General features: G+C 71.8%; 14 protein-coding genes. 6 read left to right on the top strand and 8 right to left on the bottom strand.

What is annotated here, in order from left to right; translation table 11 throughout:
* The first annotated feature begins 23 nt into the window (after positions 1–23).
* Positions 24–1037 carry a hypothetical protein gene (locus ACFVYA_RS30800; protein ID WP_387049937.1) on the top strand — a complete coding sequence of 338 codons (1014 nt, stop codon included), beginning with the start codon at positions 24–26 and terminating at the stop codon, positions 1035–1037.
* Between the two features lie 43 nt (positions 1038–1080).
* Here the strand turns inward: ACFVYA_RS30800 and ACFVYA_RS30805 are convergent, their stop codons facing one another.
* Together ACFVYA_RS30805 and ACFVYA_RS30810 are read right to left on the bottom strand one after the other, a co-directional pair.
* The gene (locus ACFVYA_RS30805) at positions 1081–2049 is read right to left on the bottom strand and encodes a R2-like ligand-binding oxidase (RefSeq protein ID WP_285986735.1); all 969 of its coding nucleotides are present in this window, start codon (positions 2047–2049) and stop codon (positions 1081–1083) included.
* A gap of 21 nt (positions 2050–2070) precedes the next feature.
* Positions 2071–2655 carry a TetR/AcrR family transcriptional regulator gene (locus ACFVYA_RS30810; protein ID WP_387049939.1) on the bottom strand — a complete coding sequence of 195 codons (585 nt, stop codon included), beginning with the start codon at positions 2653–2655 and terminating at the stop codon, positions 2071–2073.
* Between the two features lie 95 nt (positions 2656–2750).
* Between ACFVYA_RS30810 and ACFVYA_RS30815 the strand changes: the two genes are divergently transcribed.
* Positions 2751–3374 (top strand): HAD family hydrolase, encoded by a 624-nt coding sequence (locus ACFVYA_RS30815; RefSeq protein ID WP_285986733.1) that lies wholly within the window; start codon positions 2751–2753, stop codon positions 3372–3374.
* Here the strand turns inward: ACFVYA_RS30815 and ACFVYA_RS30820 are convergent.
* Positions 3371–3613 (bottom strand): hypothetical protein, encoded by a 243-nt coding sequence (locus ACFVYA_RS30820; protein ID WP_285986732.1) that lies wholly within the window; start codon positions 3611–3613, stop codon positions 3371–3373. The genes ACFVYA_RS30815 and ACFVYA_RS30820 overlap by 4 nt on opposite strands.
* 131 nt (positions 3614–3744) lie before the next feature.
* Between ACFVYA_RS30820 and ACFVYA_RS30825 the strand changes: the two genes are divergently transcribed.
* Complete coding sequence (locus ACFVYA_RS30825) at positions 3745–4131, top strand: cold-shock protein (protein WP_013230216.1); 387 nt, start codon at positions 3745–3747, stop codon at positions 4129–4131.
* On the opposite strand, the gene ACFVYA_RS30830 is transcribed toward ACFVYA_RS30825, so the two are convergent.
* Genes ACFVYA_RS30830 through ACFVYA_RS30840 form a run of 3 tightly spaced genes read right to left on the bottom strand, consistent with a single transcriptional unit; the run spans position 4128 to position 7315 of the window.
* Entirely contained in the window at positions 4128–4604 is a 477-nt protein-coding gene (locus ACFVYA_RS30830; RefSeq protein WP_285986731.1) for a DUF2771 family protein, read from the bottom strand. The genes ACFVYA_RS30825 and ACFVYA_RS30830 overlap by 4 nt on opposite strands.
* 9 nt (positions 4605–4613) lie before the next feature.
* Positions 4614–6497: an MFS transporter gene (locus ACFVYA_RS30835; protein ID WP_387049940.1), complete on the bottom strand. Its 1884-nt coding sequence runs from the start codon at positions 6495–6497 to the stop codon at positions 4614–4616.
* Positions 6498–6547: 50 nt separating this feature from the next.
* Positions 6548–7315: a glutaminyl-peptide cyclotransferase gene (locus ACFVYA_RS30840; protein ID WP_387049941.1), complete on the bottom strand. Its 768-nt coding sequence runs from the start codon at positions 7313–7315 to the stop codon at positions 6548–6550.
* A 51-nt stretch (positions 7316–7366) separates the two neighbouring features.
* Here ACFVYA_RS30840 and ACFVYA_RS30845 point away from each other — a divergent pair, with 51 nt between their 5' ends.
* Positions 7367–9091: a DUF3027 domain-containing protein gene (locus ACFVYA_RS30845; RefSeq protein WP_387049942.1), complete on the top strand. Its 1725-nt coding sequence runs from the start codon at positions 7367–7369 to the stop codon at positions 9089–9091.
* Positions 9088–11895 (top strand): sacsin N-terminal ATP-binding-like domain-containing protein, encoded by a 2808-nt coding sequence (locus tag ACFVYA_RS30850; RefSeq protein WP_387049944.1) that lies wholly within the window; start codon positions 9088–9090, stop codon positions 11893–11895. The genes ACFVYA_RS30845 and ACFVYA_RS30850 overlap by 4 nt, the downstream gene beginning before the upstream one ends.
* A 17-nt stretch (positions 11896–11912) precedes the next feature.
* Here ACFVYA_RS30850 and ACFVYA_RS30855 read toward each other — a convergent pair whose 3' ends face one another.
* Positions 11913–12140, bottom strand: a complete 228-nt coding sequence (locus ACFVYA_RS30855) for a DUF2530 domain-containing protein (RefSeq protein ID WP_285993979.1) — start codon at positions 12138–12140, stop codon at positions 11913–11915.
* Between the two features lie 83 nt (positions 12141–12223).
* On the opposite strand from ACFVYA_RS30855, the gene ACFVYA_RS30860 reads away from it, so the two are divergent.
* Entirely contained in the window at positions 12224–13693 is a 1470-nt protein-coding gene (locus tag ACFVYA_RS30860) for an NCS2 family permease (protein ID WP_285986727.1), read from the top strand.
* Here ACFVYA_RS30860 and ACFVYA_RS30865 read toward each other — a convergent pair.
* Positions 13694–14154, bottom strand: a 461-nt coding sequence (locus tag ACFVYA_RS30865; protein WP_387049946.1) for a hypothetical protein, incomplete at its 5' end; no start/stop codon positions are given. It lies immediately after the preceding gene.

Consider the following 14154-nt stretch of genomic DNA (forward strand, 5'->3'; position numbering starts at 1 on the left):
GGATGCCGCCGGAGGAGGCAGTCATGCTGTCCTGCCTGAAGAAACCGCTCACCGTGGGGACGCTGCTCGCGGCGGCCGCGCTGAGCCTGCCAGGAGTCGCTGCGGCGGCCACCGCCGGGCCGGTCGACCTGGCCACCCTGCCGGGTGACCAGTTCAGCGACGTGGCCGCGATCAACGCCACCGGCACGATGGTCGGTCAGTCGTACCCGCAGGACGTGCGCCTGCGGTACCACCCGGTGAAGTGGGACCGCCAGGGCCGCATCAGCGCCCTGCCGACACTGGGCGGCGAACAGGGCTCGGCGGTCGCCGTCAACGACGCCGGGGTGGCCGTGGGCTGGGCCTTCGACGGGCACGAAGGCGTGCACGCGGTCCGCTGGGCCCCGGACGGCTCGGTCACCCGGCTCGCGGCGCTGCCCGGCGGCGGGCAGACCCACGTCACCGGGATCACCGGGGACGGCGCACTGCTCAGCGGCGAAGCCACGGACGCCGCCGGCAACCAGCACGCGGTCCGCTGGACCGCCACCGGCGCGATCACCGATCTCTCACCGGGCAACCAAGGCAACCCCGGCGCCACGGCGGCCGCCATCAACGACTTCGGCGTGATCGCCGGGGCCGTCACCGAGGCCGGCTGGCCGGCTCCGGTCGTCTGGAAGCGGGACGGACGGCAGGTGCGGCTCGGCTGGCCGGCTTCGCCCGCCTCCGCGACGCCGCGGGCGATCAACCGCGCCGGGGTGGTCGTCGGCAGCGGGTACGTCGACTTCGCCGAGAACCGAGCGGTGGGCTGGTCCGCGAGCGGGACCACTGTGCTGGAGGGCGCGCGGCGTTCGGCGGCGGTGGCGCTCAACGCGTCGGGCACGATCGTCGGCAACGTCGAATCGGTGGCGGCCCGCTGGGACGCCGACGGCACGGAAACGATCCTCGGCACCCTGCCCGGCGGCCAATACAGCTGGGCGACCGGGATCGCCACCGACGGGACGATCATCGGCAGGTCCGATCGGTCCTACGGCTGGCACGCGGTCTACTGGCCGGCGAGCTGACGGACCTTCGCCGGGCGGTGTCCGCACCGCCCGGCGAGCGTCCTCAGCCCACCGCCGCGGCGGCCTCCGCGATCGCCTTCGCGTCCTCCTCGCCGAAGGTCTCTTCGAGCTGCTCCGGCGAGTAGTCGACGTCGATCTGCTCCACCGGCATCCCGCGCGCCGACTCGATCGCGCCCAGCCGCCGCTGCGCCCGGTCGGCCGCGTACTGGACGATCTCCTGCGGGTCGTTGTCGAACGGGAGTTCCTCGAACTGGTCCTGCACCCACTGGATCATGTTGAGCGCGTGCGGCAGCAGCTCGCCCATCCGCTGCTGCACCGCGTCCCACAGTGAGTCGTCCGCGGCGACGTGCCGGCGGCAGGTGAACGTGCCCCAGGCCATGTGGCGGCGCTCGTCGTCGCCGATGCGGCGGACCAGTTCCTGCATGCCCGGCAGGATGTCGTGCTGGGTGCAGATCAGCTGCCACGAGTAGTACCCGGTGAGCGCGAGGCTGCCTTCGATGACGTGGTTGTACGTCACGCTCGCCCGGATCTGGTTGAGCGGGCTGGGATCGTCCTCCAGCGCCCGCAGCGACTGCGGCAGCTCTTCGTAGAACAGCTTGCGGTAGTGCGGGTTTTCGGCGACGAACGGGTGCAGGTCCTCGGTCAGCCCCACGGCGTCCATCCAGCGCCGGAACACCTCCGTGTGCTTGGCTTCCTCGAAGCAGAACTGCGTCAGGTACATCTCGTCGCCGAACCGGCCGGTCGCCGACATCGCCCGCATGAACGGCTGGATGTCTTCGGTGACGGCTTCTTCGCCGGCGATGAACTGCGCGACGAGGTAGGTCGCCGAACGCTGCTGTTCCGGGTTGAGCGTGTCCCAGCCTTCGCGCTCGCGGCCGAAGTCGATGTCGGCCGGGTTCCAGAACTTCTTGTTGCCCTTGACGAACAGGCGCAGCGGGAACGAATCCCAGTTCAGCCCGCCCTTGCGCAGCGAGGAAAAACCGGTCCGGAGCTCCGGGAGGGTGTCGGTCATCGGTTCACTCCGATAGGCGATTCAGTGGACGAATTGGCGGATGGCGGGTTCCACGACCGCGGTGACGGCGTCGGCCGCCTCCGCCGCCGAGTGCGTGGAAAGCACCAGGTGCGACAGGGAAAGGCGCACGACGGTCTCCGCGAGCAGGGCCGCGGCTTCGGCGGAGAGCCCTGGTTCGAATTCGCGGTACTGCCCGGCGGCGAGGTCCGCGGCCGCGGTGAGGATCGGCTCGCCCCGGGTCGTCAGCAAGGGCAGCAGGTCCTCACCGGCTTCGGTGCCGAGCGCCGCCGCGACCAGGCGGTTTTCCCGCGCGTGCTCGATCGTGTAGACGACGGCGTGGTGGATGCCCGCCAGGAGCCCGTCCGCCGTTTCGAACCGCTGCCGGATCCCCTCGAGGAACTCCGACGCGGTGCGCAGCGCCACCGCCTGGGTCAGCGCCGCCTTGTTCCCGAACTCGTTGTAGACCGTCTGCCTGCTCACCCCGGCCTTCGCGGCGACGTCGGCCATCCGCAGGCCCGCGTGACCGCGGTCCGGCAGCAGGTCGGCGGCGGCGTCGAGGAGCGCTTCGCGGAGGGACGCCTTCGTCCGCTGGGTGAAGCTGGTCACACCTTCACCTTGACACAGATCGCGCTGCTGTCAAGGTGCTGTACACCGTTGCTTGCGGTGTAAAACTGTCGGTGGTGGCGGCTACCGTGTTGATCGTGGGCATCACCGTGGGGTTCGACCTCGACATGACACTGATCGACGCGCGGCCGGGCATGGCCGCGGCGATGAACGCGCTCGGCGTCGAATCCGGCCTGCCGCTGGACGGCGACGCGTTCGCGGCCAACCTCGGGCCACCGCTCGACGACATCCTGCGCGGCTTCGAAGCGCCCGAGGAGCGCATCCCCGGGCTCGTCGACCGGTTCCGCGCGATGTACCCCGAGGTGGTCGTGCCGAGCGCGGTCGCGCTGCCGGGCGCGGTCGAGTCCCTCCGCGCGGTGCGGGCCGCCGGCGGGCGCACGCTGGTCGTCACCGGGAAGTACGGGCCCAACGCCCAGCTGCACGTGGACGCGCTCGGGCTCGACGTCGACGAAGTCATCGGCGAGCTGTGGTCGACGCAGAAGGCCGAAGCACTGCTGGCGCACGACGCCCGCGTGTATGTCGGAGATCACGCCGGTGACATCCGGGGTGCGCTCGCCGCCGGGGCGATCCCGGTCGGCGTCACCACCGGGCCGTGCGACCGCACGCTCCTGCTGAGCGAAGGGGCGGAGGTGGTGTTCGAATCGCTGACGGAATTCCCGGAGTGGTTCGAGAAGACGTTCGCGGGGAGCGCGGTGCCCTAGCTTTCCTTCTTGCCGCGCGCCTCGATCACCAGCGCGATCAAGCCCAGTAGCAGGCCAAGGGGCGTGATGACCCCGGCGGCGACCGAAAGCCAGATCGGCAGGTTCTCCAAACCGGCGGCGAACATGATGAAAACCGCCAGTACGGCGAGCATGCCGAGGCCGAAAAGCCCGATGCCGACGCGCATCAGGAACGGTTTGCCGGGAGCGGCCACGCCCGCCTCCTTCGTCGTGCTCTTCATGACGCAAGAGGGTATCCGGCGGTATCGACTTCTCCCCAGGGCCTCTGGCGAGATACCCTTTACCCAGCGCGCCCTGGGTACGCCCCGGGCGCGTTCGTCGTGAGCGGACAGCAGAAGGACTGGTGAGGGAAGTGCCGACCGGCAAGGTCAAGTGGTACGACGCGGAGAAGGGGTTCGGGTTCGTCACGCAGGACGGTGGCGCCGACGTCTACATTCGCAAGGCCGCGCTGCCGCAGGGCGTCGAGGGGCTGAAGGCCGGCCAGCGGCTGGAATTCGGCGTCGCCGACGGCCGCCGCGGGCCGCAGGCGCTCTCCGTCCGGCTGCTCGACCCGCCGCCGTCCGTCGCCGAGGCGCGGCGCCGCCCGGCCGAGGAGCTGCACGGCCTGATCGAGGACATGATCAAGCTGCTCGAGCTCAAGGTGCAGCCGGACCTGCGGCGCAACCGCTACCCGGACCGCAAGCACACCAAGCAGATCGCCGAGATCATGCGCGCGGTCGCCCGCGACATCGATCCCTAAGCCTCCAGCCGCAGACCCCACACGTCGCTGGGCAGCAGGCCCGATTCGCCGGTGTCCGCGTTGAGCACGGCCGTGTACTTCTGCACGTCCACCGCCGAGATGCGGTCGGCGGGCGTCGGCGGCGTGACCGTGTAGGCGTAGCGGTCCAGCGATGTGAACGGGATCGGGTCGCTCTGCTTGAACTCGCCCTGCGGGGTCACGTACTCGTAGACGATCTGCCAGGGCGAGTCCGCGACCTCGCCGGGCACCGAGATCTGCACCGGCTTGCCCGGGCGGACCTTCAGCGTCTGCGTCGAACCCTTCGCGTTGCACGGCTGCGCGAGCTTCTGCGAGTAGTCGCACGTGAGCACGGGCGTGGTGTTGACGGTGTGGCCGTCGGCGTAGAAGGTGACCTCGGCCGGGCCGGGTGCCGAGCAGCCGGCCACCGCGAACCCACCGGCCGCAAACAGGGCCACCACCCGGGAACGTCGCATGGCCGGAGCCTACCGGCGGGCCCGCGGGTCGCTGGGCAGGCCCTGGGCCGGGAAGCTGCCGGTCGGCTCGGGGCGCAGCGGCCGGTCGCCGCCGAGGCCGGGCACGAGCGAGCCACCGCGGCGCACGAGGAACGTCTGCGCGCACCCGACGGCCAGCACGACCGTGATCACCAGGAAGCCGATCCAGTACGTCGGCGGCAGCAGCAGGCCGACCGCGCCGCCGACGCACCAGGCCAGCTGCAGCACGGTTTCCGAGCGGCCGAACGCCGAAGCGCGCGACTCCTCGGGCAGGTCTTCCTGGATGACGGCGTCGAGGCTGATCTTGGCCAGCGCGCTGGCCGTCGCGCCGACCAGGCCGACGATCGCGGCCGTGGCCAGGCCGGGCAGGATCGTCGCGACCAGCGCGGCCAGCACGCAGCCCGCGACGCACCCGACGATCACCTGGTCGGGGCTGCCGAAGTGCAGGCGCGAGCCCAGCGCGTTGCCGAGGAACCCGCCGGCCCCCGCCGCCGCGCCGATCACACCGAGCAGCAGCAGCTGCATGAACGGCGTCTGCCCGCTGCCCTCGGTCTGCGCCTTGACCGCGAACGCGGCGAACATCATGAGGAAGCCGGTGAGCACGCGCACCGAGCCGTTGCCCCAGAGCGCGACGACGATGTGGCGCCCCATCGGCTGACGGCGTTTCTTCTCCTTCGGATGCGCCGAAAGGGAAGTCGGCACTTCACCCTCGGTGGCCTCCACCCAGGCCGGGATGCGCATCGACTGCACGGCCGCGGCGACGCAGATCAACGCCGTGAACCACAGCGCACCCGCCGAGCCGGAGATCGCGTTGATACCGCTGGCCACCGCGCCGAACACACCCGCGGCGACCAGGCCGAACGTGGTCAGCCGGGCGTTCGTCTTGGACAGCGTGATCTCCGACGGCAGCACCCGCGGTGTCACCGCCGCCTTGAGCACGGTGAACGACTTCGACAGCACCATCATCCCGAGCGCGGCCGGGTAGAGCAGCCAGTCGTCGAAGTGCAGCGCCATCACCACGGCCATCAGCCCCTGGCCGACGGAAGACGCGCACATGGCCAGCCGCCGTCCGCGCTGCACCTTGTCGAGCGCGGGCCCGATCACCGGCGCGACCAGCGCGAACGGCGCGATCGTGATGAGCAGGTAGAGCGCCACCTTGCCCTTGCTCTCGCCGCTGGTGGCGGCGAAGAAGAGGGTGTTGGCCAGCGCGATCGCCATCGCCGCGTCGCTGGCGTAGTTCAGCATCACGGCGTAGGTCAGCGAGGTGAGGCCGGACTTCTCGGCGCCGTCGGCCTTCGTCGCGCGCTGGAAGGCGTCGACGGCCTGGCCGGTCAGCTGGCGGCTGCGCATCGCCGCCACCCGCGTGACGGTGATCTTCTTCGGCAGCTTCGGCGTGCCGCCCGGCGTGCGCGGCTCTTCCCGCGGCGGCTGGGGCGCCGGCTCCGGCGGCCGCGGTTCGCCCGCGTAGCCGCCGGTGTCGTAGTGCTCGTACTCGCCGCTGCCCGGGTAGCGTTCGCCCTGGTAGAAGCCGCCGGCGGGCGGCTCGCGGCGCACCGGCTCGGTGCGGTGCGGGTCATACGGCCGGGCTCCGCGCGGGGGCGGCGGCGGCCGGTGGTTCGCCGGTGCGGCCGCGGTGGGGGCTTCGTCGGCGTTCGGCACGCGGCCGTCGTGGAACCCCGGACGCGGGGACGCGGGCCGCTGGACACGGGTGGGTGGCGGCGGGCTGCCGTGCTCGGCGCGCGGCGCGGCGGCGTCCCGCCAGGACCGGGCCTGCGCGGCGCCCGGTTCCGGCGTCCAGCGCCGCTTGGACTTCCGGCCGTGCGGCTGACCCGACGGGGTGCCGTCGGAGCCGGAGCGGGAGCCGAAGAGTGCCACGTGTCAATCCTGCCTTACCGGGGGCCGGTTCCGCCTGCTCATCCGTGCTTTCACGCCCGAGCCGGGACGAACCTCACCCGGAACGTGACCGGCCACTGCTTCCCGGTGAGCAGGAAATCACCGGTGCCGGGGACGGCGGCGATACCGTTGAGCACGTCTTCGGCGCCCGTCGCGTTCACTTCCGCGCGCAGCTGACCTGCATCGATCGTCCCGGTCACGCGTCCGGTCGCGGCCTCGATCCGCAGGACCGTGTCGGTGTGCCAAACGTTTGCGTAGACGTCGCCGCCGACGCATTCGAGCTCGTTGAGCTGGTCGCGGCCGACGTCGACGCCACCGGTGACGGCGAAGGTCTTCGGGTCCCGGAAGGTCAGCCGCGAGGAGCCGTTGCTCATCACCAGCCGTCCGCCCTCCTGGTGGCACAGGCCCCAGCCTTCGCCCTGGAACGGCACGCGCCGCAGCTCGGCGAGGGTGGTCGCGTCGCGTTCGATGGCGAACCCGTCCTGCCAGGTGAGCTGCCACAGCGTCGGCCCGAGGACGGTGACGCCCTCGCCGAACAGCGGCGACGGCAGCGTGGCCGTGGTCCGGGGCCCGCCGCCCGCCGGCCCCGCGGTGAGCGTCGACCGCCCGGCGAGCCCGGTGCTCTCGTACAGGGTGTCCCCGGCGAACTCGAGGCCTTCGGTGAAAGCGGTGGGGTCGTGGGGGAGGGTCGTGAGCACCTGGACGGTGAGGCGTTCCGGGCCCGGCTCCTGCGCGGGGGCACCGGCGCAGCCGCCGAGGGCGGCGGCCAACAGCAGCGAGGTGACGATCGGCGTGCGCACGTTGAACAGCCTGGCACGGGCGCCGCGGATGCGTGCGGCACAATTGGCCGCATGACTCTGCTGCTGACCCTGGACGACGGTTCCGTGCAGCGCAAACTCGCCGAAGCGGTGGAGTTCGCGCGAGCTGCGGTGCTGGAGGACGCACCCGAGGAGCAGCTCGGCGCCCATGTGGGCGTCACCCGCGAGGACGCGGTCACGGCGAGTCACCTGTTCGAGGCCCAGGTCCCGGGCTACGGGGGCTGGCGCTGGTCGGTCACGGTCGCGGCCGCGGGCGAGGACGAGCCGGTGACGGTCAGCGAGGTGGTGCTGGTGCCGGGCCCCTCGGCGTTGGTGGCCCCGGCCTGGGTGCCCTGGGAGCGCCGGGTGCGCGCGGGCGACCTCGGAGTGGGCGACATCTTCCCGGCGGCGGAGAACGACCCCCGCCTGGTGCCGGCGTACCTCCAGTCGGACGACCCGGCGGTGGAGGAGGTCAGCCGCGAGGCGGGCTTGGGCCGGGTGCACGCGCTGTCCCGCTTCGGCCGCACGGAGGCGGCGGCGAGGTGGCACGCGGGCGAGTTCGGGCCGCGGTCGGACATGGCCCGCAGCGCACCGGACGTGTGCGGGACATGCGGGTTCTTCGTACCGCTGGCGGGCTCGTTGCGCGGCGTGTTCGGGGTGTGCGGCAACGACATCGCCCCGGCGGACGGCCACGTGGTGGACGTGGAGTACGGGTGCGGAGCGCACTCGGAGGTAGAGGTCGAGGTGACCTCATCGGTCCCGGTGGCCGAGCTGGTGTACGACGATTCTTTGCTGGACTTCACGCCGGCACCGGCACCGGCGATCGTGGAGACGGCGGCGGCCGAGCCGGAGACGGGGATCGCGGAGTCGGACCTGTCGCCGGCGGAGGTCGAGCCGGAGACAGCACAGGCGGAGTCACCTGAGGCGGCTTCGGACGCGCCTGTTGCGGAGACAGCGGCTTCGGAGACGGCGGTCGAGGCGGCTGAGCCCGTGACGGCTGGTGAGGTCGCCGTGCCGGGTGAAGCAGCGGAAGTGTCTGAGCCGGCCGAGCCCGTGGTGGCCGAGCCGGTGGTGACCGATGCAGTCGCCGAGCCGGCGGAGGTGGCTGGTGAGGTCGCCGAGCCGGGTGAAGCAGCGGAAGCGCCCGAGCCGGCCGAGCCGGTGGTGGCGCCGGTGGTGACCGATGCGGTCGCCGAGCCGGTGGTGGCTGAAGTGCCCGAGCCCACGGAAGCCGAGCCGACCCAGGCTGAGGTCACCGATGCGATCGAGCTTCGGGCCGAGGCGCACGAAGCGGTCGCCGAGGCTGAGGCGGACGAGATTCCGGTGGCTGCCGAGTCGGATGCGGCGGAGGTGGATCCCGTCCCCGCCGAGGCGGCTGACCTCGCTGCCGAGCCGGTCTCGGCTGGTGGGGAGGCATCGTCCCCGGGCGAGGTGACCGAGGTCGCTGAAGCCGAGGCGCAGGAAGCAGCGCAGCCGGTCGAGGTGACCGAGTCGGCTGAGACCGGGCCGCAGGAGGTCGCGGCACCGGCTCCGGCGGAGGTGGTCGAGACTGCCGATGGGACTGTCGAACCGCAGGCAGCCGTGGTGCCGGAACCCGCCGGCTCCGAGCCGACCCAGGCTGAGGTGACCGATGCTGTTGACGAGGCGGCTCCGGGCGATGCGGGTGGTGAACCTCAGGACAGCGAAGTTCCGCCAGCCGTCCTCACCGACAACGTCGTTACCGAGGGCTCGCCGGCCGATGAAGCGCAAGCCCAGGTCGACAACGCTCCCGAACGGTGACCGGCGACACCCCTGAGCCGGGCGATCCCTTCGGGACCGCGCGGCTGCGCGAGGCCACCCTGCGCTCCTGGCGGGACTCGCCCACCCGGCTCACCGAGGACACCAACGTCGAACGGGACCTCCGGGTCGGCGCCTACCGGGATCGGCTCTTCGTCGAGCTCGCGCAGAACGCCGCCGACGCCGCCATGGCCGGGGGGACGCCCGGGCGGGTTCGGGTGTCCCTTGTGGACTCCGAACTGCGGTTCGCCAACACCGGCGCCCCGCTCGACGCCCGGGGTGTTGCCTCGCTCGCCTCGCTGCGGGCCTCCGGCAAGACCGGCGAGACCGTCGGGCGCTTCGGGGTCGGGTTCGCCGCCGTGCGGACCGTCTCCGACGAACCCCGCGTCGTCTCCACCACCGGTGGGGTCGCCTTCTCCGCCGAACGCACCCGGCAAGCCGCCGGCATCGACGGGGACGTTCCCGTCCTGCGGCTCCCGTGGCCCGTTCCCGCCGACGTGCCGCCCGGCTTCGACACCGAAGTCCGGCTGCCGCTGCGGGACGGCGTCGACGGGCAGGCCCTTCTCGGCGAACTCGCCCGGGACGTCGCCGATCTGCTGCTGGCCCTGCCCTGGCTGGCGGAATTCGACGTCGACGGTCGCGTTTGGACGCGCCAAGCCGATGGTGACCTCGTCGAAATCCGTGGTCCAGAAAAAGAAACGCGCTGGCTGACTCATCGCGGCGACGTCGTGTGGGCCGTCCCGGTCGGCGCCGATGGGGCGCCCCGGCCGCTCGACGAGGACGTTCTGCACGCCCCGACACCCACCGACGACGGGCTGTCGCTGCCCGCCCGGCTGCTCGCCTCGGTTCCGGTCGAACCGTCGCGACGTCGCGCGCTGCCCGGACCCGAACTGGCGCAAGCGCTCGAGGCGGCCGCGAAGGAATACACCGGGCTCGTCCGGCTGCTGCCGCCCGCGCAACGGTTCGCGCTCGTCCCGGTGCCGGGTTTTCCCAAGTCCACTGTGGACAACAAGCTGCGTGACGAAGTACTGGCCGTCCTCGCGGTGGAACCGTGGCTGTCCACTCAGGACGGCAAGGAAGTATCCGGTCGTCAGGCACGGGTGCTCGACGTCGATGTGCCCGGTCTGCCCGCGCTGCTCGCCGATCTCGTGCCCGGTCTGGTCGAAGGGCCCGCGCAAGTCCTCAAAGCCGTTTCGGGGCAAGTGATCGGCATCGAAGAGGTGCTGGACACGCTCACCGGCGTCACGCGCGATCCGAGTTGGTGGCGGGAACTCTACGCGGCCCTGGCGATCGCCGTCGAGTCGCACGCGCTCGCCGCCGAACGGCTGGACGGCCTGCCCGTCCCCCTGTCGGACGGCCGGACGCTGCCGGGTGCCCGCGGCTGCCTGCTCGTCGAAGGCTCGGCCGAACTGCTCGATCTGCTGTCCGATGTGGACATCCCGGGACTGCGGCTGGTGCACCCGGCCGCGTCGCACCCGCTCCTGGAACGCCTGGGTGCCAAGCACGCCGACGCCCGCGAGCTGCTCAACGCCGATCAGCTGCGTGAGGCCGTCGAGCGCAGTACCGAAGACGTCCAGTCCGGTTTGGACGGTACGACGCTCGCCGGTGCGGTGCTGCGGTTGATCGCCGACTGCGGCGACGACGCCCCGCGCTGGGTCGGTGCGCTCGCGTTGCCCGGCACCGACACCTGGCGCCGGGCCGACGAACTCGTCCTGCCGACGTCGCCGCTGCTCGACATCTTCGACGAAGAGGTCTTCGAGGAAGACGGCGCGATGGACGTCCTCGACGAGGACTTCGCCGGGGACTGGCCGCAGAGCACGCTCGAAGCCGCCGGTGTGCTCGACTCCTTCGCGGTGGTCGTCGACGACGAGCCGCACGAGCCCGACCACGACCTGCCCGACGAGGAAGCCTGGTGGGATTCGCTGCCGGCGCCGCCGTCGACGCTCGTCGCGATCCGGGACCTCGATCTCGTCGCCGACGACGCCTGGCCCGCCGCCCTGCGCCTGCTCGCCGCGCGACCCGGAACCTGGCACGCCCTGCGCGCGCCGCACGGGCACGCCGCTTGGTGGATCGCGCAGTACGCCGTGCTCGAAGGGGCCGCGCCGAACGAGTGGCGGCTGCCGGACGCCGATCTGGCCGGACTCTTCGACGAGGTTCCCGATGTCGGCCTGAGCGAAGACCTGCTCGGGATCGCCGGTGTGCGCGCGGACCTCACATTGTCCAGTGTGGACGAAGCAAGAGACCTCCTCGACCGGCTCGCCGACCCGGAACGCGTGGTCTCGCCCGGGCTGACCACGCGCGCCTACGACGCCGTCGTCGAGTCCGGAATGGAGCCGGGCGCGCCGCGGGCCGTGCGAGCCGCGGACGGGTCCGTTGTGGACGACGCCTTGGTCCTGGACGTGCCGTGGGTCGCCGGGGCGCTCGAGCCCGGCCAGTACGTGGTCGCCCCCGAGGACCCGGAGCGGCTCGCGGACCTGCTCGACCTGCCGCTCGCGAGCGGCGCGCCCGCCGAGGTGACCAGCGAAGGCGAGTACGCGCCCTGGGCCGAGCTCCCCGCGCTGAAGCTCGTCGCGGACCAGCTCGGCATCCGGCTCCCGGACGGCGGTGTCCTGGTGCACGACCCGCTCAGCGTGCGCATCGAGGGCGCCGAACACGACGTCCAGTGGTGGTCAGATGACCGGCTGCACGCGGCCGACACGTCGGAGGGCCTGGCGCGCGCGTTCGCCTGGGCGGCCGGGCGCTGGCCCGACCGGCACCTGATCACGGCTCTCCTCGACGACCCCTCGCCCAGGACACTGCTCGCGTAAGCGCAAGCGTCAGCGCCTCAGAGCCGCTGGGCCGACTTCGAGCCCCGGCGGGCGGCGGCGCGCTGCCAGGCGATGATCGCCAGGCCGACGAAGCCGAGCGCGAAGCCGGCCAGCGCCGTCTGCACCCACAGCCCCGAAGTCGTGAAGAAGAGCACCACCAGCGCGACAGCCCAGATCGAGGTGCCTACGATCACCACCGGCGTCAGGTCGGTGAGCCTCTTGGGCAGCTCCGGCGTGTGCCGCAACGAGCCCGTAACCTCCGGTGGATTGATCGGTTCACTCACGTGGTGAAGGGTACTCCGCAGCAGCGAGAGAATGGGCAGGGCGAATGGCGGAGCAGGAGACGACCCGCACCGGGACGTCCACACTGGACCGGTTCTTCAAGATCACCGAGCGGGGGTCGACCGTGCCGCGCGAGCTGCGCGGCGGCCTGGTCACCTTCGTCACGATGGCCTACATCGTGGTGCTGAACCCGCTGATCATCGGCAGCTTCTCGGCCGACGACGCGGGCGCGCACAAGGACGTCCTGGGCGGCATCCTCCCGGTGCCGCAGGTCGCCGCGGTGACCGCGCTGGTCGCCGGCGTGATGACCATCCTCATGGGCCTGGTCGCGAACTACCCGTTCGCCATCGCGACCGGCCTGGGCATCAACAGCTTGGTCGCGGTCACCATCGCCCCGCAGATGACCTGGCCCGAGGCGATGGGCCTGGTGGTCATCGAGGGCGTGATCATCGTGCTGCTCGTGCTCACCGGGTTCCGCACCGCGGTGTTCCGGGCCGTGCCGGCCGCGCTGAAGTCGGCGATCGCCGTCGGCATCGGCGTGTTCATCTGCCTGATCGGCCTGGTCGACGCCGGGTTCGTGCGACGGCTGCCGGACGCCGCGCACACCACCGTCCCGGTGGGCTTGGGCATCAACGGCTCGATCGCCTCGTGGCCGACCGCGGTGTTCGTCGTCGGCCTGCTGGTCACCGGCATCCTGGTGGTCCGGAAGGTCAAGGGCGCGATCCTGATCGGCGTGCTGACCTCGACCGTGCTCGCCATCGTCGTCGAGGCGATCGTCAAGGCCGGGCCGTCGCAGGGCACCAACCCGAAGGGCTGGAACCTCGGCTACCCGGCGCTGCCGGACCAGGTGCTCGGCCTGCCGAACCTCTCGCTGGTCGGCGACGTCTCCTTCGGCGCCTGGACGCGGCTGCCGATCATCACCGTCTGCCTGCTGGTGTTCACCCTGGTGCTCGCCGACTTCTTCGACGCCATGGGCACCATGACCGGCCTCGCGAAGGAGGCCGACCTGCTGCCGGCGGACGGCCAGCTGCCCAACGTCGGCAAGGCGCTGTTCGTCGAGGGCCTCGCGGGCGCGGCCGGCGGCTTCGGCTCGGCCAGCTCGAACACGGTGTTCGTCGAGTCGGCGTCCGGCATCGCCGAAGGCGCGCGGACGGGACTGGCGAACGTCGTCACCGGCGTGCTCTTCATCGCCGCGATGTTCCTGACGCCGCTGTACCAGGTGGTGCCGGTCGAGGCGGCCGCGCCGGCGCTGGTCGTGGTCGGCGCGATGCTGATGTCGCAGGTCCGCGACATCGACTTCACCGACTACTCGATCGCGCTGCCCGCGTTCCTGACCATCGTCGTCATGCCGTTCACCTACTCGATCGCGAACGGCATCGGCGCCGGCTTCGTCAGCTACGTCGTGATCCGCGCCGCGACCGGCAAGGCCCGCCAGGTGCACCCGCTGATGTGGGTGATCGCCCTGGCCTTCGTGGCGTACTTCGCCGTCGGCCCGCTCCAGGCGGCGTTCCGGTGATCAGCCGGCGCCGGTGACCCGGAGGGCGTCGGCGAGGACCTTGACGTTGTCCGTGAACTGCGCCACCGGGGCGTCGTAGCGGATGGTGACCAGGGCCTCGCCGACGCCGATGCCGATCTCGCGGACCTGCCGGGCGACACCGTCGCCCTCGTACCTGAACTCCCACTTGGCGGCGTCGTAGCCGCCGACGGGGTCGTGCGGGCCGACGGTGCCGGGCGAGTGGCCCGGGAGGGTGGCGGACTTCTTGTCGAGCGCCACCAGACCGCTCATCGGATCCTCCTGCTCGAGCGGCACCCGGTCGACCTCCAGCACCACGTCGCCGCGGCGGTAGGTCGCGCGGTCCTTGTCGTGGGTGGCGGCCCAGTCGACCGGAACCGGGATCTGGAGCGACCAGCCGCGGCCGCCCGCCGTGTCCGGGAACTGGTAAGCCACGAATTCGCCCTTGAGGGGCAGCGCGGTGG

Source organism: Amycolatopsis sp. NPDC058278 (assembly GCF_042881395.1).
Classification (GTDB): domain Bacteria; phylum Actinomycetota; class Actinomycetes; order Mycobacteriales; family Pseudonocardiaceae; genus Amycolatopsis.

Coding starts and splice junctions, on each gene's coding strand:
- ACFVYA_RS30845 (WP_387049942.1), top strand. CDS start 7,367: ATGACTCTGCTGCTGACCCTGGACGACGGTTCCGTGCAGCGCAAACTC.
- ACFVYA_RS30860 (WP_285986727.1), top strand. CDS start 12,224: ATGGCGGAGCAGGAGACGACCCGCACCGGGACGTCCACACTGGACCGG.
- ACFVYA_RS30820 (WP_285986732.1), bottom strand. CDS start 3,613: ATGAAGAGCACGACGAAGGAGGCGGGCGTGGCCGCTCCCGGCAAACCG.
- ACFVYA_RS30800 (WP_387049937.1), top strand. CDS start 24: ATGCTGTCCTGCCTGAAGAAACCGCTCACCGTGGGGACGCTGCTCGCG.
- ACFVYA_RS30830 (WP_285986731.1), bottom strand. CDS start 4,604: ATGCGACGTTCCCGGGTGGTGGCCCTGTTTGCGGCCGGTGGGTTCGCG.
- ACFVYA_RS30805 (WP_285986735.1), bottom strand. CDS start 2,049: ATGACCGACACCCTCCCGGAGCTCCGGACCGGTTTTTCCTCGCTGCGC.